The following is a 20,919-nucleotide window of genomic DNA, read 5'->3' on the forward strand; positions in this document are numbered from 1 at the left end:
ATAATAGGCTTGTACATACATAGAGAGGATGACAGGGATGAAAAAAAATACTTTTACATTAATCATTTTTCTAATCGTCGGGTTAATTACTGGGATTATTATCGGCCAGCTGCTGGCGCCCGTTCCTGCTCTCGCATTTCTAACTAAATCAGTTCAAATTTCTTGGGAACCCAAAGCAGATCTACAAGTAGTGAAATATGAATTCAGCCTTTTGGTGAAGCTAAACCTATGCAGTATTATAGGATTAGTAGGAGCATATCTCCTTTATCGGAAACTGTAGTGAGAAACGTAACGCGTAGAATTTAATTTAGGAGTTGTTGATCGTGCCATCGAAAGAAAACCAAAGACTTATTCTAGCTTCTTCGTCACCGCGGAGGCAGGAGCTTATCCAATCGTTCGGACTACCTTATATAATTCGGGTGAGTGACGCGGATGAGACCGTCGAACAAAAAATAACACCATCGGAGCTCGTTGAGCTGCTTTCCTTGCGTAAAGCCTCGACAGTACGGGATATGTTGGAAGACCAAGAGAAGTTGGGTATTATCATCGGATCTGACACGGTTGTTGTGTATAACGAGGAGATTCTCGGCAAGCCGGTTAATGAACAAGATGCTTTCCGCATGCTAAAGAATCTGCAAGGAAATACGCACCAGGTGTATAGTGGTGTTGCCTGCGTGGATGCGGCTACAGACCGCCAAGTTGTCTCACATAGCGTGACGAATGTAGTGATGAAGCCTATGTCTGACGAACAAATCCTACGGTATATAGCTACTGGAGAACCCAAAGATAAAGCAGGCTCATATGCCATTCAAGGGATTGGGGCAACGATCATCAGTGGGATCGAAGGGGATTATTTCACGGTTGTAGGACTGCCGCTTTCGTTGCTGAGTGATTTATTGCTAACGTTTGACATTCAAGTGCTATAGCCTCATTTCCAGACCTATCCATTCTAGTCCAAAATAGGGTAATAAGATTGACTGAGCAATCTGTAACGGTTACAATGACAGTAAGCGACAAGACTTCGCATTCTTCTGGGAGGTATCTTTCATGAACAGCGAATTTACAATTGCCGTCCACAGTCTCGTTCTGTTAGCTCATTTACCGGACCATATGGCTACTAGCGAAGAAATTGCAGCGAATGTATCTACACATTCTGCACGAATTCGTAAAGTCATGGGGTTTCTTCGAAAAGCAGGGTATGTGTCAACGAAGGAAGGCATCGGTGGCGGTTTTATACTAAGCTGTAAGCCTGAGGAAGTCACCCTTGGGGAGATTTACCGGTTAACTTGCCAAGGTACTTTGAAGCCTAGTTGGTGCTCTGGTGATGAATCGAAGCCCTGTATGATTTCTTCTAAAATGGATAGATTGATGGGTAAGGTTTTTATTGATGCTGAGAAGCAAATGGAAAATTACTTTGAAGGTCATACAATCGGCAGCATGCTTGAACAAATAAGGGCATTAGAATGTCCGCAATTGAATACAGAATCTCTATCCTAGAAGCCCTCGGATCTTATAATCCGGGGGTTTTATGTTGTTTTTAGGGGCTTTTGCCTGTATGCATGGGATCGCAATAAGTAACATAACCTACATTACGGAAGAGGGGAAAACATGGAAAGCTCAAGCCTGATGCTGCGAGAAATACCGAACGATGAAAGACCGCGGGAGCGAATGCTTCAACTAGGAGCAGGGGCGTTAAGTCATGCCGAACTGCTTGCTATCTTATTAAGGACAGGAACCGTATCGGAATCGGCGATCCATTTGGCAAGCCGGATTCTTAGCGAAAGCCGCGGGCTGCGCAACCTAGTTGATATGAGCAGGGATCAGCTCAAGCAAATCAAAGGCATTGGAGATGCGAAGGCGCTTCAAATTCTTGCAGGAATTGAATTAGGTCGCAGGCTGGCTAAGAGCTCCTATGAGGAGCGGATAACGATTCGTTCTCCGAAAGATATCGCTAATCTGATGAGCGAGGAGCTTCGCTATTTACAGAAGGAGCATTTCGTCTGTTTGTTTCTGAATACCAAAAATCATGTCATTGCACAAGAAACCTTATCGATGGGCAGCTTGAATGCGTCTATTGTTCACCCAAGGGAAGTATTTCGTGCGGCTATTAAACGAAGCAGTGCCTCCATCATTTGTGTACATAATCATCCAAGTGGAGATCCCACACCAAGTCCGGAAGATATTAGTTTGACAGGTCGATTAGTAGAAGCTGGTACAATAATTGGTATTGAAGTGTTGGATCATGTTATCATTGGAGATCAGAGATTTATAAGTTTGAAGGAACAAGGCTTTATGTAATATAATAGAACACGCAACAGGAAAGGAGCCGTTTGTATGTTTGGTGGTTTTACGAAAGATCTGGGAATTGATTTAGGTACTGCGAATACATTGGTTTATGTGAAAGGCAGAGGAATTATCGTTAGGGAGCCTTCAGTGGTCGCCCTTCGTACCGATACAAAAACAATTGAAGCCGTAGGCGAATCCGCCAAAAAGATGATTGGTCGTACACCTGGGAACATCCGGGCTGTTCGTCCGATGAAAGATGGCGTTATTGCCGATTTCGACACGACAGCAACGATGATTCGCTACTTTATTCGACAAGCGCAGAAGCAACGATGGTTATTTCCGCGTCATCCGAATGTGATGGTGTGTGTGCCTTCTGGGATTACGGCTGTCGAGAAACGTGCCGTTGAAGATGCAACCAAGCAAGCGGGGGCAAGAGAGGCTTATACGATCGAGGAGCCGTTTGCTGCTGCGATTGGTGCGGATCTTCCTGTATGGGAACCAACGGGGAGTATGGTTGTTGATATTGGCGGAGGTACGACAGAAGTGGCTGTTATCTCGCTTGGCGGTATTGTTACTAGCCGATCAATTCGTATCGCTGGTGACGAAATGGATGAAGCTATTATTCAATATATTAAACGTACGTACAATCTCATGATCGGGGAGCGTACAGCAGAAACATTGAAGATCGAAATTGGTTCCGCACTTAACACAGATAACACGGAATCATTGGAAATTCGCGGTCGTGATCTTGTCAGCGGTTTACCCAAAACGATCAGTGTAACATCTGTCGAAATTACAGAATCATTGTCAGATACGGTAAGTGCAATCGTTGATGCGGTGAAAGTCACGTTGGAGAAATGTCCTCCAGAGTTATCTGCGGATATTATGGATCGCGGTATTGTTTTGACTGGCGGCGGCGGATTACTTCGTAATCTGGATCGACTTCTAGCTAAAGAAACGGGAATGCCGGTCATGGTTGCCGAAAATCCGTTGGATTGCGTAGCGATCGGAACGGGACGTGCCTTAGAGAATATTCACTTATTCAAAAATAAATCAGGATCTGGTTCGAGATACAAGGGTTAATATTCGTTAGAAGGTGCTAATTTGTTTAAATTCATGGGAAACAAACGACTTATTTTTCTTATGTCCGGTTTAGTCTGTTTCTTTATCTTAATGGGACTAACACTTGGAAATCGAGGGCCGATGACTTGGCCCGAGAAATTTGTCAAAGACTCCGTATCTTGGACGCAAGGACTCTTGTACAAGCCCGCTGCGCAGGTAGCGGGCTTCTTCGAAGACATCAGACATCTGCGAGTCATTTATGAAGAAAACAAGACATTAAAGCTGACGCTTACGCAGTATGCGCGAGATACACAGCGATTGAATGAGCTTGAGTCGCAAAACAAACGTCTGATGGAATCGCTTGGTTTCACAGAGCGTCAGCGAGAAGCGAACAATTATACATATCGGATCGCAGAGGTCGTCACCATTGATCCAGACCCGTACAACAGCACCGTAACGATTAATTTAGGTGATAAAGATGGGATCAAGGAGAATATGGCGGTCATGACAGTGGACGGCTTAGTAGGAAGAGTGAGTAAAGTATTCGGCTTCCACTCCAATGTGCAGCTGCTGTCTGAGACGAATGATACAGATAACAACTCGAAAGCAATTGCCGTTACGGTTAAGGGGAATGAGACCCAGCCATTCGGGATGATTGAATCGTATGATCCCAAAGTAGGCGAGCTGGTAATGAATAAAGTTGAACATGCGGATGACATGAAGGTTGGCGATACGATTATTACTTCTGGATTGGGACAGGTGTTTCCTAAGGGGATAGAAGTAGGAACAATCTCATCGATTGGACCTGGGGAGTTCGGCATTACTTACAAAGTAATGGTGAAGCCAAAAGCTTCCTTTAACCGCATCCGTGAAGTGTTCGTCGTTGAAGTTCCGGAAGTGAAATGAGGTGAGCCGACAAAATGAATAGACATGTTTTATGGCTCATCCTTCTCGGTTTGTTTATCCTTCAAGGAAGTTTAGTCGTATGGCTGCTGCCGTCTTCGTGGCAATCGATTGTCGTAGTAACACCGCACTTAACCTTGGTATTTATCATGTTTATTGGACTTTTTCATCATCGTCATGCGGCTTTAGTTTACGGATTGTTGTTTGGATTATTACACGATTTCACCTACTATGGTGCGATGTTAGGCGTTTATTCGTTCAGCATGGGGCTTGTAGGCTATTTGGCTGGGCTTGCGCAGCGTAAACAGCCTAATCTGATTTTTTACAACTTGCTGATTACGAGCTTAGGTTTGTTAATATTTGAGTTTCTCAACTATGGGATCAATCGTCTATTCAAACTGATTGCTATCGATTTGAATTTTGCTCTCACCCATTACATGCTCCCAAGTGTTCTTTTCAATTTACTTGCAGCCTTAATTTGCTACGTTCCCATCCGCAAACTGCTTGAAGGCAAGCGACTTGCAGCTTCTGCAAAGGAAGATTAATTTTCCAGTCGAGAAGCAGGAGAATTTAGAACAGGGGCCGAAATGTATAGGTTGGGAGGTCGTCATGCCATTATGTCTGTAGCGAAGCACCATGTGATGATAAAAGGGGTCAAAGATGGCCTTGTATTTTTACTAAATGACGCATGCGATTGGCAAGAGCTGTTGCAAGAGCTGCAACATAAGCTTGAGAAAACGCATCAACAAATATTAACGGGTCCTATTATTCATGTGAATGTCAAATTGGGCAACCGTGAGGCCACCGATGAGCAGAAAGAAGAGATTCGAGCTGTCATTAAGCAGAAAGGAAATCTCTTAATTCAATCAATCGAAAGTGAACCGCCTAAGGTGGAGGTTCCACCCGAGCCCAAGGTTACTATGACTACGCTAAGAGGTATGATTCGTTCGGGACAAACCCTTCACAATGAAGGTGATTTACTTTATTTAGGTGATGTTAACCCAGGTGGAATTATCACCTCTACAGGGAACATTTACATAATGGGTTCACTTCGCGGTATGGCTCACGCGGGGGCAGAAGGGGATGAGACGGCAATCATTGCTGCCTCTCATATGCGTCCTACGCAATTACGTATTGCCGGAGTGATTAGCCGTTCACCTGATGAGTGGGGAATTGACGAGGCTTTCATGGAATTTGCATATGTCAAGGATGGTAAAATGGAAATCGATAAGCTGCATCAGCTTCATCGGATTTGGCCAGAGGCTCCGTTCAAATAACATTTTCAACATGTAGAAAAAATTGTGTCTGGGGTGAGGAATATGGGAGAGGCTATCGTTGTCACCTCTGGTAAAGGTGGCGTTGGTAAAACGACGACTTCCGCTAACTTGGGAACTGCACTTGCACTTCTGGGGAAGAAAGTATGCATGGTAGATACGGATATTGGTTTGCGTAATCTGGATGTTGTAATGGGATTAGAAAATCGGATTATCTATGATCTTGTGGACGTTGCGGAAGGTCGTTGCCGATTACCGCAGGCGTTAATTAAAGATAAGCGATTTGACGAGTTGTATTTATTGCCGGCCGCTCAAACGAAAGACAAGCATGCTGTATCTCCGGAACAGGTAAGGACCATTATTTTAGAGCTCAAAAATGATTTCGAATATGTGATCATTGACTGTCCAGCAGGGATTGAACAGGGCTTTAAGAATGCGGTTGCTGGCGCGGATAAAGCCATTGTTGTTACAACACCTGAAAATGCGGCTGTTCGCGATGCTGATCGCATTATTGGTCTTTTGGAGAATGAGAAAATATCTTCACCGAAGCTTGTCATTAATCGCATACGCCCGCAAATGGTGAAAAAAGGCGAAATGCTGGATATCGATGAAATTTGCTCTGTGCTTGCTATAGATTTGTTAGGGATTGTGCCCGATGACGAGCATGTCATTAAGGCAGCTAACTTAGGTGAACCAACAGTGATGAATCCTTCATCTCGCGCAGCGATCGCGTATCGGAATATTGCAAGACGTATTGTCGGCGATACCGTTCCGCTTATGCAGCTAGAGGACAAAACCGGTTGGGTAAAACGAATGAAAAAGTTTATTGGAATAGGATGATTGTTCTGTGTTTGCCAAGCTGAAAAACATTGATATTCCAATAGTTGTCATTCTATTTGCTTTTATGGTGATAAGCACGATGATGGTCTATAGTTCATCGATTGATCATCCGACGATTAACATCAGCATTACGAAGATTTTGGTCTTATATGCAGTGGGATTAGTGGCTTTTCTCGCTTGTAGTTTATTCGATTATCGCGTACTTATTCGAATAGCCCCGTACTTGTATGGGATTGGCATTATCTCCCTGATTGCTGTATATTTCTTCGGTAAAAAAATTCATGGTGCGCGCGGCTGGTTCGAACTGCCTGGGGGTTTGACTTTCCAACCTGCTGAGCTCGTCAAACTCATTCTCATTATTTGTATTACGGCGCTTTTAGCCAAACGCGGTGGGGATCTGTTACTTGTTAAGAATGATATTATCCCTGTAGGGTTAGCTGTACTAGTGCCGTTTGCTCTTGTGCTCATTCAACCGGATCTCGGGAACGCGATTATTTTTATCATTATATTGCTCGGGATGCTCTGGATTGGGAATATCAAATATTCGCAGGTCTTAATAAGCATCCTAGTGGTAGTCGGTGTTGGCTTCCTCACGCTAACCCTATATAAACATTTTCATGATAGCTTGTTTGAGATGCTCAAAGGCTATGGATTCAGTCACTGGATGGATCGGATTGATACGTTCCTATATCCGACGGAGGTGTCTGATGATGATAATTATCAGGTGCGCAATGCGGTAAGAGCTATTGGCTCAGGTGGCCTGGAAGGTGAAGGCTTCCTGAAGGGAACTTCGGTGCATAGTAACTTTATCCCCTTTGCTTATTCGGATTCGATCTTCGTCGTCGTTGGAGAAGAGTTCGGTTTCCGCGGTTCAGCGGTACTGTTGCTTATTTATTTCTTGCTTATCTACCGTATGATCTTGATTTCGATTCAAAGTTCTCAACTCGGCGGCGCATATATTGTTGTTGGCGTCGTGTCCATGTTCGTATTTCAGATATTTGAAAACGTCGGTATGATGATTGGTATCATGCCATTGACGGGGATTACACTTCCATTCGTGAGTTATGGTGGTACCTCGCTATTGATCAACATGCTCTCACTAGGCCTAGTTATGAGTGTGAAGCTGCATCAAGAACGTGCGCCAGAATTGTTTTAATGGATGAAATGACCCTCTGTTTGCTAAGTCCGTGACCCTGTGGGGGCTGCGGGCTTTTTTGTTATGGCGGAAGCCAAACGAAGTACTTTACGTATTACATAATCTTGTCCCTCTGCTCATAGGCTGTACTAATGAATGTTTATAAGGAGGGGATTCTATGGTTATAAAAGATAAAGTCAAGCAACGCCGATTAGAACGACTTCGCCATTTGCGAGAATCGTCGTCAGAAGTATCAAGCGGGAATGGTAGTTCACTACGATCCTCTCCGTCGGCCGATTTCCTGTTGCCCCCACATCCTCCACATCCCTCACATCAGAGGGGCGATGTACCGCTTTATGTGGATTCTGACTGGAAACGGCGGATGGAGGACCCCGAATACGCATGGAGACAGAAGCTCATGATGGATACGGCAAATGATGACTCCGAACGAAATATGTTCACACCGCCATCTGCTCGAAAGATCGCAATGAAACTGCTTATCAGCGGTGTGATATTTGTTTCTGTCTATGGTTTGTTTCAGATAGACAAGCCTTGGGCTAATCAAGGAAAGCTATATATAACGGCAGCTCTTACACAGTCCTATGACTTTACGGCATTCTCTGCTTGGTATTCCGATAAGTTCGGAGGAGCACCTTCCTTTATTCCGAGTTTTAACCGAGCAGGCAATGAAGCTGTAATTGTAAGTACATCGAAACGTACCTTATTTGCACCAGCCAAAGGTACGGTGATGATTAGATACGATGGGACACTTCATAAAGGCGTGAATATAAATACGGCGGAGTTTGCGCCAGTGTATGCGATGGATACAGGACAGGTCATTTTCGCAGGGAATGCGACGGATACAGGGTTGACGATCATGATTCGTCATCCAGGGGGGCTGGAGTCCTTATATGGGGGACTTAGTCAGACTTCAGTAACTGTGGGGGATTGGATGAAGGTCGGGGAGCCGATAGGAAAGGCTTCTGCCAAAGATCCAGCTAAAGGGACTCTGTATTTTTCAGTCATGAAAGAGGGCGTGACGATCAATCCGGCGGAAGTGATTTCCTTTGATTAAATGGGCAGGGACGAAATATCGCTTTCATCCATTATTCACGCTAATTATGATCGGCTGTGCACTTACAGGATATTTTCTAGAAGCGATCACCTTGTTCGGTATCGTCCTCATTCATGAACTCGGGCATTTAACCGCGGCGAAAGGTTTCGGATGGAGGGTTCAAGAAGTGCAGCTTCTTCCCTTCGGTGGTGTTTTGATCGTGGATGAGCTAGGAAGTACCTCTACACGCGAGGAATTAATCGTCGCTATTGCTGGACCTCTACAGCATGTGTGGATGATTTTGATTGCAATCGTGATGAAATCATTTGAGATTGGCAGTAGTAATTGGTGGGACTACTTCATTGAAGCAAATCTCATGATCGGTCTATTCAATCTGATACCCGTGATGCCCCTCGATGGCGGGAAAGTGATGCAAGGCTTGTTAGGCTATATCATGTCGTACCATAACACGATTGTGTACTCAGTTTGGATCAGTATGACGATTAGTTGCTCGATCATTGTTATGGCTATTGTTCAGCTCATACAAGGCCAGCTGCCGATTAACATCCTAGTCATTGGTTTATTTCTTCTCGTGTCCAATTGGTACGCTTACCGGCAAATTCCGTATCATTTTGTGCGCTTTCTCATGGGCCGCGGACTGCGAGTAGGTCAGTTGCTTAGTCGAGGTACGAGAGCGCAGCCTATCGTGATAACGAAGCAGCTTACGATGGCAGAGACGTTGAAGCTTTTTATGCGAGAACGGTATCACTTAATTTATGTAATGAACGAAGCAGGACGCATTCAAGCCGTGTTACCCGAGCAGCAAATCGTCGGCGGTTATTTAGATGGAAAAAAACCGGGGAGTGCAGTTTCCGATCTTTTCATGTAAAATAACTGGTGAGGTGAACGTGTATGAAGCAACTGATAATTCACTGCGCACCCGAGCTTACACAAGCGGCATTGCTAGAAGATGGACGACTTGTGGAGTATGATACGCAGTATCCGCTTGAAACTCAACGGGCAGGCAGCATCTACATGGGCCGCATCGTGAACGTACTTCCTGGTATGCAAGCGGCATTCGTCGATATTGGACTTGCGAAGAATGCCTTTCTTTATATAGACGATCTCCTCCCCGTTCATTTGGACAAGCAGCCTAAGATTAAGCCATCCATAACGGATATTGCTGAAGTTGGGCAAATGTTGATGGTTCAAGTGAGCAAGGATCCACAAGGAACCAAAGGGGCAAGAGTGACTACACACGTTTCCATTCCGGGTCGTTGGATTGTTTATATGCCAGATGCTGATTATATTGCAATATCACGTAAAATTGACATTGAAGCCGAGCGGCAACGTCTGAAGCAGCTTGCTGAAGGCAATCTCATGCCTGGTGAAGGTGTTATTATTCGTACAGGGGCAATTGGTCAAAGTGAAGAAGCCATTCGCGATGATCTACAAAACTTGCGCGATGTATGGAGTACCATTCTAGCGAAGCGGGATGAGACAAATGTCCCTGCTCAGCTGTATCAAGATTTAGATCTCTTACCCAAACTTGCGCGAGATGTGATCTCCGATGAGGTTCAAGAAGTATGGATGAGCAATAACAAGGTCTTTGAAGAGATGAGAAACTTACTGCGTAAGCAGCAACCGAGCTGGCGAGGCCGCGTTGCTTTCTACGATCGCAGAACACCAATGTTCGATCATTTCGGCGTGACGGAAGAGTTGAATCAGAGCTTTCGTCGTAAAATTTGGCTGCCTAGCGGCGGGTATTTAATTATCGATCAAACAGAGGCGCTTACAGTTATTGATGTCAACACGGGACGATATACCGGTTCTATTGATTTGGAACAAACCGTAACAGATATTAATCGGGAAGCAGCTGTTGAAATTCCTAGACTTTTGCGGCTTCGTAATTTAAGAGGCATCATTATTGTTGATTTTATTGATATGCATGCCGAAGATAACCGGGCCAAGGTCATGGCCAACATGGCGGAAGCGGTGCGCAAGGACCGTTCTAAGACGACAATTGTCGGTTGGACGAAGTTAGGATTGCTAGAGATGACTCGCAAACGCAAATAAAACATTGCATATGAATTTATAACTGTGATATAATACTCGGAGTGTGTTGTTTAGGCATGCTGTAACCGCACGAAACAGGTCGAAGTACGCGAATGGATTTGAATTCGTTCCGTCACCTGCACAAGGCGAGTCTGAGACATGAGGAGGTAAGTGAAAATGTACGCAATTATTGAAACAGGTGGTAAACAGTACAAAGTTCAAGAAGGCGATGTTCTTTACATCGAAAAATTGAACGCTGCTGAGGGTGAGGTTGTTTCTTTTGATCGTGTGTTCTTGGTTTCCAAAGAGGATGGCCTAGTAGTAGGTGCTCCATTGGTTGCAGGTGCTTCAGTTTCCGCGAAAGTGGAGAAACACGGCAAAGGCGCAAAAGTCATCGTTTATAAGTACAAACCGAAAAAGAACTATCACAAAAAGCAAGGTCATCGTCAACCGTACACAAGAGTAGTAGTTGAGAAAATCCAAGCGTAAGAGACAAGCCTATGATCTACGTGACCATAGAACGTCTTGCACCGGATTCACCTCACATTCTTTCTTTTGTAGTTGAAGGACATGCTGAATATGACGTGCCTGGCAAAGACTTGGTCTGCGCCGCGGTATCGGCGGTTTCCGTTGGTACTATTAATTCGATCGTATCTCTAACCGGTGTGATTCCCATTCACGAAATGGAACGAGGACTTGTGGATGTAACCATCCCAGAAAGTGCGCGTGACATACCTGAAACTTGGAGTCAAGTGCAGTTAATTATAGAATCGATGGTCGTTATGTTACAAACGATTGAACAAACTTACGGTGATTATATAACGATTGAAACAATCTATCACAAAGGAGGATAACACCATGTTTTTGAAATTGGATCTCCAATTATTCGCTTCCAAAAAAGGGGTAGGTTCCACAAAGAACGGTCGTGACTCACACTCTAAGCGCCTTGGCGCTAAACGTGCTGACGGTCAAACTGTTACTGCTGGAAGTATTCTTTACCGTCAACGCGGTACGAAAATTCACCCAGGAACGAACGTAGGCATCGGTTCGGATGATACACTTTTCGCTTTGGTACAAGGCGTTGTGAAATTCGAGCGTTTGGGCCGCGATCGCAAAAAAGTGAGCGTATACCCAGTTGATGTAGCTCCAGTAGCTGCAGCTCTAGAAGCGTAATTAGAATCCCTGGTGAGCGAGAGTTCATCCAGGGATTTTTTCTCAGGCAGACATGGAAAAACCTCTAACCGTGATCACTCATTTCGGATGGTCGAGGGCGGAGGTTTTCTCGTTTGTTTGGTGAAGTTTTCCAGCCATCATGATATACTGGATGAACGGTTACAAAGCAGGGAGAACGGGGCGGACGGATAATGAAGCAATTGGGCAGCGCACAAGTCTATTTATTAGCACTTGTGTTCATAGGATTGACTGGCTTGTTGGTTACAGAACCCTGGATTATCAGAGTGGCGTTTCTACTGATCATTCTCGTTAGCGGTTATACCGCTTGGAGACTAGAAGTGAGTAGAATGGAAGAGAAGTGGCGTTGGGCGCAGAAGCAGCAAGAGCAAGACAATCATCTGAAGTTGATTGCTGTCGTTAATCGCTTACGACATGATTGGATGAATGATACTCAGATTTTATTTGGTTATATTCAAATGAAGAAGTTTGATAATTTACGGCCTTATATGGAAAAAATAAAAATGACTATGCAGCAGGAAAGCAATCTCTCCAAGTTGGGGATCCCATCATTCATTGCTTACTTGCTTCAATTCCGCGTGCAGTCGAAGACACTAGAGCTGCAAGTAGAAGTCGAACAAGAATTAAATCTTGGACAACTCCCGATCCAGCACGGACTAATTGAACGATTGGTTCGGCAAATGGTAGCGTGCGTCCAAGAACATACGGCATTTGAAGACGGGGAAAGTGGCACACTCAGCTTGGAGTTTGATGTTCAAGAAGATTGCCTACTGCTTGATTTTGTATATCAAGGCCCCTATAATCGGGAGCAACTTGAGCAATCCGTTTTACAACGTTTTTCATCGATAGGTTCCCAGTATTCGCTTGAGAATGAGGATTGGCATGAAGAAGAAGCAGGTGTCACACTACGATTGCCGTTTCATATATAAAGTTGAGGTGTAGAAATGTTTGTTGATAAGGCGAAGATTTTTGTAAAAGGCGGCGACGGTGGTGACGGTTTAGTTGCTTTTCGTCGTGAGAAGTACGTACCCGATGGTGGCCCTGCCGGTGGTGACGGAGGCAATGGTGGAGATGTTGTTTTTCGCGTAGACGAAGGTTTGCGGACACTGATGGATTTCCGTTATCAGAAGCACTTTAAAGCAGAACGCGGCGAGAAAGGCCGCAACAAAACGATGCACGGAGCTAATTCGGAACATATGATCGTTCGTATCCCTCCGGGGACGACAATCATTGATGATGATACGCAAGAAGTGATTGCTGACTTGACACGCCATGGGCAAGAGGTTGTCGTTGCCAAAGGTGGTCGAGGCGGAAGAGGAAATGCACGCTTTGCAACGGCGCGCCTAACAGCTCCTGAGATTGCCGAGAATGGTGAAGAAGGCGTAGAGCGCTGGGTTACCTTAGAAATGAAAGTGATGGCTGACGTAGGACTTGTCGGTTTCCCGAGTGTGGGTAAATCTACCCTATTGTCTGTCGTTTCTGCCGCGAAGCCTAAGATTGCTGCGTATCATTTCACAACGTTAACACCTAACTTGGGTGTAGTGGATGTTGGGGATGGCAGAAGCTTCGTGATGGCGGATTTGCCAGGATTGATCGAAGGTGCTCATGAAGGTGTAGGTCTTGGTCACGAGTTCCTGCGTCACGTAGAACGTACGCGAGTTATTGTACATGTCGTGGACATGTCGGCTGCGGACGGACGTGATCCTTATGAAGATTTCGTTAAAATCAATGAAGAAATCAAACTGTATAATGCGAAGTTGGAGCAACGTCCTCAAATTGTTGTAGCCAACAAAATGGACATGCCAGAATCGGAAGATAACTTGGCGTTGTTCAAAGAGCAACTGGCTGCTGATGGTAAGGATTACGCGGTTTATCCGATTTCTGCCCTTACACGCGGCGGTGTTCAAGACCTGCTTTACAAGATTTCTGAAATCGTGGAAAGCATCCCGAATGCCCCTGAAGTTGAGGGTGTAGCTGGGACGGAAGAGCGTAAAGTATACCGCTTTGAGAAACGCGAAGAGAATGACTTCACGATTCGTCGTGATAATGATGTCTTCGTTATCGAGAGTCCGTCCATTGAGAAATTAATCAAGCGGACGAATTTTACGACCCAAGATGGGATCGCGCGCTTTGCTCGTATTTTGCGTAACATGGGCATTGATGACGAGTTGCGTAGACGCGGTGCTGTCCATGGACAGACGATTCAAATTGGTGACTTTGACTTCGAGTTTGACGAAAACAATCTATAATACATGAGCACTTATCCCTATGGGATAGGTGCTTTTTCTTATTTTGACACAAATGATGTCACAATACTTGACATGATGTATTAAAAGCATTACCATTTTATATAAATAACCAATAATGTGTAAGTAAATATAACATAAAGCGGAGAGAGGAGGAGCATGATGAAGCGATGGATTCAAGCCATGGGTTCGGATCAAACACGGATGCGGGATTTAACCTACGATGAAGCGTTGGATGCTGCCAGTGAAATGGCGAAGGGAGATTCAACAGACGCGCAATGCGCAGCATTCTTAATGGCGTTATGTATGAAAGGGGAAGCAGATGATGAGTTGATGGCCTTTATTGATGTCTATCGCGGCTACGCCTTGAATTACCATGCTCAGCCTAACTCGCTTACTTCTATTGGGCCAACAGAGGGGAGAAAGCGATTCCCTATTACGCTGCCTGTCAGCCTCCTTCTTGCTTCAGTGGGCTTCACACAAGTGATGCAAGGTGGTGATGCACTTCCTTCGCGGCAAGGGACAGCACTGAAGGAAATTGTTGAGAGCTTTGGTGTAGCTGTTCAACTTTCTGTGAAGGCGTGGCAATCTATGCTATTTCATTTGCATATTGGATTCCTCCCTACCGAACAGTTGTGTCCGCCAATAGGGCGACTGAAGCAGGTTAGAGATCAATTAGGCATACGAACGGTCATTGATACCATTGAGAGAGTATTGAATCCTGTGCTTTCTACGAATTTAATTATTGGCGTGCAGCAGCGTAAAGCTATGGAGTCTCTGATTCCTATTTCGATGCGATCAGGCTTTCAACAAGCGTATATTATCAGTGGGATTGATGGTTCCGAGGATTTACCTATCTATGAGAACAGCACGATGCGCATTGTGACACCTTGGGGAGATGAGTCCCGCAGTGTTGAGCCGCAGAAGTTTGGCTTCACGAGTACAGCCTTACCCTTACTTGCTAAAGAAGAGCAGATCACCATGGTGAAGCGAATTATTTCAGGCGAGGATGGCGTGGAAGTCAAACGGGAACGGGATCATGTCATTTTTAATACGGGGCTGCGATTGAAATGGTTTGATCGAGTGGATAGTTACGAGGAGGGCTTTCAGCTGGCCGAAGCTTTACTACAGCGGAAAGAAGCACATAAAACCATGCAGCGCTGGATTGATCAGAGTCAGTATTTGAAGCTCCAGGATGTATCAGATAGCGACGATTCCTCATCGAAAATAGGTTGAAGACCTTTCCAAGAAGCTGGTTCTTAGACAGCAAATGGGGGTCTTTTTTTGTGGGGGTAGCAAAATTGGTAGATGTTACAGCTAAACCTTAATCAATGGATATGTTACCATTTACTAGTGTCGTTGTCATTCGTAAGTACAAATCGCTAGGAGGCCTACAACATGAAGAAACAATTACTTGCATTTGCCCTTATTCCTTCTCTTATATTTGGGGCTATTACCGTCCCATTACCTAAAGCAGCATCTGCTGCAACCACTGGTGAAGTTGTTAGCAGTGTGAGCTTTCGGCAAAGTCCTGATGAGAATTCACCTCGCATTCGTTATTTAAAAGCTGGTGAGCCTGTCTCCATTATTGAAAAAGTAAATGACTATTGGTATAGAGTTCAAGTCACGAACGGTCAAATCGGTTACGTCTCAACGAGTTCGAAGTACATAAAAGCAAACGGTCAAACCACAACACCAGCAACTGGAACTGGACGCATCGTCGCAAGCGTGAGTTTCCGTACGGCTGCCAATGAGAATGCAACACGCATACGATATCTGAAGGCGGGAGAAACGGTGCAGATCCTGCAAAAAGTAAATGCCTATTGGTATAAAGTCAAAGCTTCTGATGGTCGTGAAGGATACATAAGCACAAGCCCCACATACGTTACAACTTCTGGTGGTGTAACATCCCCTGGAAGCGGCAGTGGAGGATCAACTAGTGAAAAGATTCAAAAAGTGATTGCTGCCGGAAAGAAATACATAGGAACACCATATGAATATGGTTCTAGTCGCGATAATACAGCGACGTTTGATTGTTCAGATTTTGTACGTCAAGCTTACTTAGATGGCATTGGATTGAAATTACCGTCAGACTCTAGAGGTCAAGGCGCGTATGTGAAGTCACTTGGACACAATGTTACGGACTGGCATAACCTCAAGGTTGGCGATCTCATGTTCTTTATGTCCTATAAAGGGACAGCAAAGTCCAATTATGCAGGCATAAATAAGGCAACGCAGACCATTACGCATGTTGCTATCTACCTAGGCAATGGCCAAATTCTATCCACATATTCCAAAGAAAGCGGCGGTGTGCGAATCGATTCCATCGCCAATCGCCACTGGGAGTATCGCTTCCTTTTCGGAGGCAGCGCGCTATAGGCATGACAAACAAAGAGCAGATAACGAGAAATCGTTGTCTGCTCTTTGTGCGATCCTAGATTTGCATAGGATCCAGTAATGGATTCCAATGAATCGTTGGTGCTTCGGTCTCGGAGTGAATCCCCGCTGAGCCGATCCATGGATGAGAAGTTGGGCCTACGCTGAAATAATGTTCGAGCAAACAGCGAAAAATATAAGGCATCGGACGGTCTAAAACAGAGGCTTTGGGGACCCAGTAAAGGTCGCCTTCAGATGTAATGATCCGTGGATCCACATCCGTATTGCCTATGTAAAAGAACTGTTGGCGTATTTCTTGGCCATTGAGTCGAAGCAAGACATATTGAAGGCGTAGGTCATGAATTTCGTCCTGTTCAATGCCTGTTTCTTCCCATATTTCACGAAAACAGGCTGTTCTAGGTTGGTTGATTTCATGCGGTTCGAGATGACCGCCAATTGCTGCCCATAAGCCAGGGGAGAGCGTGCGCGTTAGTGCTCGCTTCATCATAAGGAGCTCGTCATGCTTGTTCCATAAAAGTGCAGTAGACATCATACGTAATGTAATCATGGAGAGTTCCCCTCACGTTGTTGGTTCCGTTTCAGCTTATCATAGAAAGGGAAGGGGCTGCAAAGGCGAATGCTTGGATGCATTTTGCCTATTGCTTCACGGGGCATGTTTCGATATAATGTCCTCTATAGGGAAACATTAGTCTTTTTGGAGAGGACGGTAGTTAGGTGCCGGAGAGCAAAGAGTTCCTTCCAACCATGAAGCACATCGGACCTGAGCGGTACTACTTAGTCCGCGAGGATATTCTTCCAGAAGGTGTTCTGAAGACAGCGCAGGCCAAAGAGTTACTTGCTAGGGGAGAAGTGAAGACGATTCACGACGCCGTAGAGCAAGTTGGGCTGAGCAGAAGCGCCTTCTATAAGTATAAAGATGGCATTCATCCGCTTAGCAAGCTAGAACGCGAGCGAATTATTACGATTTCAATGGATTTAGAGCATAGAGCCGGGATATTATCCCGCGTACTTGCACTTATCGCAAATTTGGATGGCAATGTACTAACCATTCACCAAACGATTCCATTACAAGGCATGGCGAACGTCGTTATATCACTAGAAATTTCATCCATGGGTGAAGAGATCCGAGAAATTGTGGATCGCCTAGGAGCACAAGATGGAGTTAAGCGTGCCATGGTCATCGGTCAAGGCAGTTAAAGATAGCATACAATTCAGGAGGTAATAAAATGAAGCCCATCAAGGTTGGTTTACTAGGATTAGGTACTGTAGGAACAGGTGTAGTACGTATTGTTGAAGGACATCAAGAGGATTTGCAACGTCAAACAGGTTCAGTGATTGAAATTGCAAAAATCCTTGTACAAGATAAATCCAAGCATCGGAACATCTCTGTGGATGCAGATAAGCTAACAGAGAATGTGTGGGATGTGATCGGTGATAGTGACATTGATATCGTTGTTGAAGTCATGGGTGGCGTTGAAGCAACGAAAGCACACATTCTAACAGCACTTGGAAATGGTAAGCACATCATTACGGCCAATAAGGATCTTATGGCGATGCATGGTGCTGAGATTTTGGCGAAAGCGGCTGAGAATAATTGCGACGTTTTTTATGAAGCGAGCGTAGCAGGCGGTATTCCAATTATTCGTGCGCTTGTAGAAGGCTTCTCTTCTGATCGTATCACGAAAATTATGGGTATTGTGAACGGCACAACGAACTATATTTTGACGAAAATGAGTCAAGAAGGCGCGGCGTATGCGGATGTGCTGAAGGAAGCACAGGAATTGGGCTACGCGGAAGCGGACCCGACATCCGATGTTGAAGGCTTGGATGCTGCTCGTAAAATGACTATCCTATCGACACTTGGTTTTCACGCGAACGTTGCATTGAGTGATGTTGAAGCGAAGGGGATTTCCAAGGTAACGAAGGAAGATATCCAATACGGGAAGAAATTAGGCTACGAAGTGAAGCTCTTGGGTATCGCTGAGAATCATGATGGCCATATCTCGGTGAGCGTTCAACCGACAATGGTAAAAAATTCACATCCACTAGCATCCGTAAACGGTGTCTTCAATGCCGTATACGTAACTGGTGAAGCTGTTGGTGAAACGATGTTCTATGGTGCAGGTGCCGGCGAGCTTCCAACTGCAACATCCGTTGTAGCCGATCTAGTGGCTGTTGTACGCAATTTGAAATTAGGTATTAATGGTCGTACGGTACAAGCTCCTTATAAAGAGAAGAAGCTCAAAACAGACGAACAAATCGCTTCCAAGAACTTCATCTTGCTTCATGTTGAGGATAAAGCAGGGGTACTTGCGCAAATTACACAAATTTTTGCAGAGCATGAAGTTAGTTTGGAGTCCGTCTTCCAACATCCGAATAAATCCAATCCAAAAGCTGAAATTATCATTATTACACATGATGCGAACCAAGCTAGCATGAAAAATGTATTGAATCAATTCAAATCTATGGATGTCATTCATGCGATTAAGAGCGTGTACCGTGTAGAAGGATAAGAATTTGGACGGCGTATCCATTTATTTTGAGTGAAAAGAGGCGCAATTTCGAAATGAGCTACAAGATAGAACAAAAGGTAAGGGTGAAAGTACCGGCAAGCACAGCTAATTTAGGTCCCGGCTTTGACTCTCTGGGGATGGCCTTGAACTTATATGCTTGGATTGATATGGCGATCTCTGATCAGACGAGAATACAATTAATTGGCGATCAGATGAGTGGTATTCCTACGGATAAAACGAATTTAATCTATAAGGTTGCTCAAATGGTTTTTGATAAAGCAGGCGTTTCACATCCTGAGCTTGAGATCACCATGTATAGTGAGATTCCACTTACACGTGGTTTAGGAAGCAGTGCTTCAGCGATTGTAGGCGCACTTGCAGGCGCGAATGCACTTATAGGGAATCGATTCTCAACCTATGAGCTCTTTCAAATCGCATCGCGTCTGGAGAAGCACCCTGATAATGTGGGCGCAAGCATTTACGGCGGGATCGTTGTTGCGTTCTGGGACGAAGTAAAGGCAGAATCGATCCGGATTGAGCCTGATCACAATCTGGAGGTGCTGGTGGCGATACCAGCCTTCCAGCTATCGACTGAAAAGGCGAGAGGTGTGATGCCGCAGCATGTATCGATGAAGGATGCGGTGTTCAACCTTAGCCACTCCTCGTTACTCGTTGCTGCGCTCAGCACAGGGAACCTCGGCATGATCCGTCATGCGATGAAAGATCGCTTGCATCAGCCTTACCGCGCGGCGCTCATTCCTGGCATGAAGACATTATTGGATGAATGTGAACATCATGGCGCGCTTGGTGTTGCTTTGAGCGGAGCGGGACCGACGATGTTAGCGCTGGTTGATGCGCGCAGTGAGAAGAAAACGGAGCTAGAATCGTTCCTTCAGGGCACATTGGCTAAAGAAGGCATTGAAGCCCAGCTTCTATGGCTAAAGCCAAGCCAAGAAGGTGTGACGACAACCGAACTTCAAAGCAGTGATGAGGGGCTTCTTTCTCTAGTGGAAAAGGAAGTGCTTGCATGAAACGAGTCGCAATACTTGGACCCAGTACGTTTTCAGAGGAAGCTACGCGTCATTTTCTAGGTGAGAATTTTACGTATGTGTCGTATAAGTTGATTTCAGAGGTATTTAATGCTACGGCTTCTGGAGAAACGGATCTGAGTGTTATTCCCATTGAGAATACATTAGAGGGTTCTGTACACTTACATGTAGATTGGCTTGTTCATGAAGTTGATTTACCGATTCGAGCAGAATGGGTATTCCCAATCGATATGAATTTAATAGGGTATCCGAATCCAGATATGGACGTTGATCCTACGAACCCTTATCGTCACATTCGCAAAGTGCTGTCTCATCAAGTTGTTCCTGCCCAGTGCAATCAATTTATGAAGCAATATTTGCGTGAGGCTGAGTTTGAACAAGTGAGTTCTACGGCTGAGGGTGTTCGTATTGTATCAACGCTTCAGGATCCAACGGTTGCTGCGATTGGGACGGCTATCGCTTCAGCGAATTATAACGTGCCCATGCTGCAACGTGAAATTCAAGACCATAAGGATAATATGACACGCTTCTTACTCGTTGGTAAAGAGGCATCAGAGTTGAAGTCCTCGGAGATCATTAAGACGACAATCCTTGTCACCTTACCAGACGATTATCCCGGAGGTTTACATCAGGTGCTGTCTGCATTTGCTTGGCGGAGAATCAACCTTTCGAAGATTGAATCGAAGCCGACGAAGAAGAAGCTTGGCATTTACTATTTCTATATCGATATCGTTGGTACGATGGACTCTGTTCTTCTACCTTCAGCTATTCAAGAGATCGAAGCGATTGGATGTCAGGTCCGAATTCTGGGTTGTTATCCAAGCTATTCTTATATAAGTTCATAAGACAAATCCCTTGCGTTTAGGACGCGAGGGATTTTTTTTGTGCGACAGGGGCAAAAGCCTAGGAACGTG

Annotated in this window: 25 protein-coding genes; 24 read left to right on the top strand and 1 reads right to left on the bottom strand. The window is 45.0% G+C overall.

The window, feature by feature from the left end; genetic code table 11:
• The first annotated feature begins 37 nt into the window (after positions 1–37).
• The 20 genes from AC58QM_RS15900 (at position 38) to AC58QM_RS15995 (ending at position 16,425) form a co-directional block, all read left to right on the top strand.
• Positions 38–280, top strand: coding sequence for a DUF4321 domain-containing protein (locus AC58QM_RS15900; RefSeq protein WP_310501484.1), 243 nt, complete (start codon positions 38–40; stop codon positions 278–280).
• Between the two features lie 43 nt (positions 281–323).
• Entirely contained in the window at positions 324–926 is a 603-nt protein-coding gene (locus tag AC58QM_RS15905; RefSeq protein WP_497285545.1) for a Maf family protein, read from the top strand.
• A gap of 121 nt (positions 927–1,047) precedes the next feature.
• On the top strand, positions 1,048–1,497 hold the full coding sequence (locus AC58QM_RS15910) for an RrF2 family transcriptional regulator (protein ID WP_310501486.1): 450 nt from the start codon (positions 1,048–1,050) through the stop codon (positions 1,495–1,497).
• A gap of 111 nt (positions 1,498–1,608) precedes the next feature.
• Complete coding sequence (gene radC, locus AC58QM_RS15915) at positions 1,609–2,298, top strand: RadC family protein (protein ID WP_497285547.1); 690 nt, start codon at positions 1,609–1,611, stop codon at positions 2,296–2,298.
• 36 nt (positions 2,299–2,334) lie between these two features.
• Positions 2,335–3,369, top strand: a complete 1,035-nt coding sequence (locus tag AC58QM_RS15920; protein WP_497285549.1) for a rod shape-determining protein — start codon at positions 2,335–2,337, stop codon at positions 3,367–3,369.
• A gap of 21 nt (positions 3,370–3,390) precedes the next feature.
• Complete coding sequence (gene mreC, locus AC58QM_RS15925; protein WP_497285551.1) at positions 3,391–4,254, top strand: rod shape-determining protein MreC; 864 nt, start codon at positions 3,391–3,393, stop codon at positions 4,252–4,254.
• Positions 4,255–4,268: 14 nt separating this feature from the next.
• A complete protein-coding gene (gene mreD / locus AC58QM_RS15930; protein WP_497285553.1) occupies positions 4,269–4,796 on the top strand; it encodes a rod shape-determining protein MreD in 528 nt (175 codons plus the stop codon).
• Between the two features lie 72 nt (positions 4,797–4,868).
• Positions 4,869–5,528, top strand: a complete 660-nt coding sequence (gene minC / locus AC58QM_RS15935) for a septum site-determining protein MinC (RefSeq protein ID WP_497285555.1) — start codon at positions 4,869–4,871, stop codon at positions 5,526–5,528.
• Positions 5,529–5,570: 42 nt separating this feature from the next.
• On the top strand, positions 5,571–6,365 hold the full coding sequence (minD, locus tag AC58QM_RS15940; protein ID WP_057311629.1) for a septum site-determining protein MinD: 795 nt from the start codon (positions 5,571–5,573) through the stop codon (positions 6,363–6,365).
• Between the two features lie 7 nt (positions 6,366–6,372).
• The gene (locus tag AC58QM_RS15945) at positions 6,373–7,521 is read left to right on the top strand and encodes an FtsW/RodA/SpoVE family cell cycle protein (RefSeq protein ID WP_497285557.1); all 1,149 of its coding nucleotides are present in this window, start codon (positions 6,373–6,375) and stop codon (positions 7,519–7,521) included.
• 157 nt (positions 7,522–7,678) lie between these two features.
• The gene (locus AC58QM_RS15950) at positions 7,679–8,575 is read left to right on the top strand and encodes a peptidoglycan DD-metalloendopeptidase family protein (RefSeq protein WP_497285559.1); all 897 of its coding nucleotides are present in this window, start codon (positions 7,679–7,681) and stop codon (positions 8,573–8,575) included.
• Positions 8,568–9,443 carry a M50 family metallopeptidase gene (locus tag AC58QM_RS15955; RefSeq protein WP_497285561.1) on the top strand — a complete coding sequence of 292 codons (876 nt, stop codon included), beginning with the start codon at positions 8,568–8,570 and terminating at the stop codon, positions 9,441–9,443. The genes AC58QM_RS15950 and AC58QM_RS15955 overlap by 8 nt, the downstream gene beginning before the upstream one ends.
• 23 nt (positions 9,444–9,466) lie before the next feature.
• Positions 9,467–10,630 carry an Rne/Rng family ribonuclease gene (locus tag AC58QM_RS15960; protein ID WP_497285563.1) on the top strand — a complete coding sequence of 388 codons (1,164 nt, stop codon included), beginning with the start codon at positions 9,467–9,469 and terminating at the stop codon, positions 10,628–10,630.
• Between the two features lie 156 nt (positions 10,631–10,786).
• Complete coding sequence (rplU, locus tag AC58QM_RS15965; RefSeq protein WP_028555793.1) at positions 10,787–11,098, top strand: 50S ribosomal protein L21; 312 nt, start codon at positions 10,787–10,789, stop codon at positions 11,096–11,098.
• A gap of 11 nt (positions 11,099–11,109) precedes the next feature.
• Positions 11,110–11,463 (top strand): ribosomal-processing cysteine protease Prp, encoded by a 354-nt coding sequence (locus AC58QM_RS15970; protein ID WP_497285565.1) that lies wholly within the window; start codon positions 11,110–11,112, stop codon positions 11,461–11,463.
• A gap of 4 nt (positions 11,464–11,467) precedes the next feature.
• Positions 11,468–11,782 (top strand): 50S ribosomal protein L27, encoded by a 315-nt coding sequence (gene rpmA, locus AC58QM_RS15975; protein WP_036742986.1) that lies wholly within the window; start codon positions 11,468–11,470, stop codon positions 11,780–11,782.
• A gap of 191 nt (positions 11,783–11,973) precedes the next feature.
• Positions 11,974–12,729, top strand: a complete 756-nt coding sequence (locus AC58QM_RS15980) for a Spo0B domain-containing protein (protein ID WP_497285566.1) — start codon at positions 11,974–11,976, stop codon at positions 12,727–12,729.
• Between the two features lie 15 nt (positions 12,730–12,744).
• Positions 12,745–14,049, top strand: a complete 1,305-nt coding sequence (gene obgE, locus AC58QM_RS15985) for a GTPase ObgE (RefSeq protein WP_497285567.1) — start codon at positions 12,745–12,747, stop codon at positions 14,047–14,049.
• 156 nt (positions 14,050–14,205) lie between these two features.
• Positions 14,206–15,282: an anthranilate phosphoribosyltransferase gene (locus tag AC58QM_RS15990; RefSeq protein WP_497285569.1), complete on the top strand. Its 1,077-nt coding sequence runs from the start codon at positions 14,206–14,208 to the stop codon at positions 15,280–15,282.
• Between the two features lie 162 nt (positions 15,283–15,444).
• Positions 15,445–16,425 (top strand): C40 family peptidase, encoded by a 981-nt coding sequence (locus AC58QM_RS15995; protein ID WP_497285571.1) that lies wholly within the window; start codon positions 15,445–15,447, stop codon positions 16,423–16,425.
• Between the two features lie 55 nt (positions 16,426–16,480).
• Here the strand turns inward: AC58QM_RS15995 and AC58QM_RS16000 are convergent, their stop codons facing one another.
• Positions 16,481–16,990: an NUDIX domain-containing protein gene (locus tag AC58QM_RS16000; RefSeq protein ID WP_497285573.1), complete on the bottom strand. Its 510-nt coding sequence runs from the start codon at positions 16,988–16,990 to the stop codon at positions 16,481–16,483.
• 197 nt (positions 16,991–17,187) lie between these two features.
• Between AC58QM_RS16000 and AC58QM_RS16005 the strand changes: the two genes are divergently transcribed.
• Genes AC58QM_RS16005 through pheA form a run of 4 tightly spaced genes read left to right on the top strand, consistent with a single transcriptional unit; the run spans position 17,188 to position 20,850 of the window.
• Positions 17,188–17,640, top strand: a complete 453-nt coding sequence (locus AC58QM_RS16005) for an ACT domain-containing protein (RefSeq protein ID WP_497286031.1) — start codon at positions 17,188–17,190, stop codon at positions 17,638–17,640.
• Positions 17,641–17,669: 29 nt separating this feature from the next.
• Complete coding sequence (locus AC58QM_RS16010; protein WP_497285575.1) at positions 17,670–18,956, top strand: homoserine dehydrogenase; 1,287 nt, start codon at positions 17,670–17,672, stop codon at positions 18,954–18,956.
• A gap of 53 nt (positions 18,957–19,009) precedes the next feature.
• Positions 19,010–19,987: a homoserine kinase gene (gene thrB / locus AC58QM_RS16015; protein ID WP_497285577.1), complete on the top strand. Its 978-nt coding sequence runs from the start codon at positions 19,010–19,012 to the stop codon at positions 19,985–19,987.
• Entirely contained in the window at positions 19,984–20,850 is an 867-nt protein-coding gene (pheA, locus tag AC58QM_RS16020; RefSeq protein ID WP_497285579.1) for a prephenate dehydratase, read from the top strand. The genes thrB and pheA overlap by 4 nt, the downstream gene beginning before the upstream one ends.
• Positions 20,851–20,919 lie beyond the last annotated feature (69 nt).

It is taken from the genome of Paenibacillus sp. J22P165, assembly GCF_059692015.1.

Coding starts and splice junctions, on each gene's coding strand:
- AC58QM_RS15900 (WP_310501484.1), top strand. CDS start 38: ATGAAAAAAAATACTTTTACATTAATCATTTTTCTAATCGTCGGGTTA.
- AC58QM_RS15910 (WP_310501486.1), top strand. CDS start 1,048: ATGAACAGCGAATTTACAATTGCCGTCCACAGTCTCGTTCTGTTAGCT.
- radC (WP_497285547.1), top strand. CDS start 1,609: ATGGAAAGCTCAAGCCTGATGCTGCGAGAAATACCGAACGATGAAAGA.
- AC58QM_RS15920 (WP_497285549.1), top strand. CDS start 2,335: ATGTTTGGTGGTTTTACGAAAGATCTGGGAATTGATTTAGGTACTGCG.
- mreD (WP_497285553.1), top strand. CDS start 4,269: ATGAATAGACATGTTTTATGGCTCATCCTTCTCGGTTTGTTTATCCTT.
- minC (WP_497285555.1), top strand. CDS start 4,869: ATGTCTGTAGCGAAGCACCATGTGATGATAAAAGGGGTCAAAGATGGC.
- minD (WP_057311629.1), top strand. CDS start 5,571: ATGGGAGAGGCTATCGTTGTCACCTCTGGTAAAGGTGGCGTTGGTAAA.
- AC58QM_RS15950 (WP_497285559.1), top strand. CDS start 7,679: ATGGTTATAAAAGATAAAGTCAAGCAACGCCGATTAGAACGACTTCGC.
- AC58QM_RS15960 (WP_497285563.1), top strand. CDS start 9,467: ATGAAGCAACTGATAATTCACTGCGCACCCGAGCTTACACAAGCGGCA.
- rplU (WP_028555793.1), top strand. CDS start 10,787: ATGTACGCAATTATTGAAACAGGTGGTAAACAGTACAAAGTTCAAGAA.
- AC58QM_RS15970 (WP_497285565.1), top strand. CDS start 11,110: ATGATCTACGTGACCATAGAACGTCTTGCACCGGATTCACCTCACATT.
- rpmA (WP_036742986.1), top strand. CDS start 11,468: ATGTTTTTGAAATTGGATCTCCAATTATTCGCTTCCAAAAAAGGGGTA.
- AC58QM_RS15980 (WP_497285566.1), top strand. CDS start 11,974: ATGAAGCAATTGGGCAGCGCACAAGTCTATTTATTAGCACTTGTGTTC.
- obgE (WP_497285567.1), top strand. CDS start 12,745: ATGTTTGTTGATAAGGCGAAGATTTTTGTAAAAGGCGGCGACGGTGGT.
- AC58QM_RS15990 (WP_497285569.1), top strand. CDS start 14,206: ATGATGAAGCGATGGATTCAAGCCATGGGTTCGGATCAAACACGGATG.
- AC58QM_RS15995 (WP_497285571.1), top strand. CDS start 15,445: ATGAAGAAACAATTACTTGCATTTGCCCTTATTCCTTCTCTTATATTT.
- AC58QM_RS16000 (WP_497285573.1), bottom strand. CDS start 16,990: ATGATTACATTACGTATGATGTCTACTGCACTTTTATGGAACAAGCAT.
- AC58QM_RS16005 (WP_497286031.1), top strand. CDS start 17,188: ATGAAGCACATCGGACCTGAGCGGTACTACTTAGTCCGCGAGGATATT.
- AC58QM_RS16010 (WP_497285575.1), top strand. CDS start 17,670: ATGAAGCCCATCAAGGTTGGTTTACTAGGATTAGGTACTGTAGGAACA.
- thrB (WP_497285577.1), top strand. CDS start 19,010: ATGAGCTACAAGATAGAACAAAAGGTAAGGGTGAAAGTACCGGCAAGC.
- pheA (WP_497285579.1), top strand. CDS start 19,984: ATGAAACGAGTCGCAATACTTGGACCCAGTACGTTTTCAGAGGAAGCT.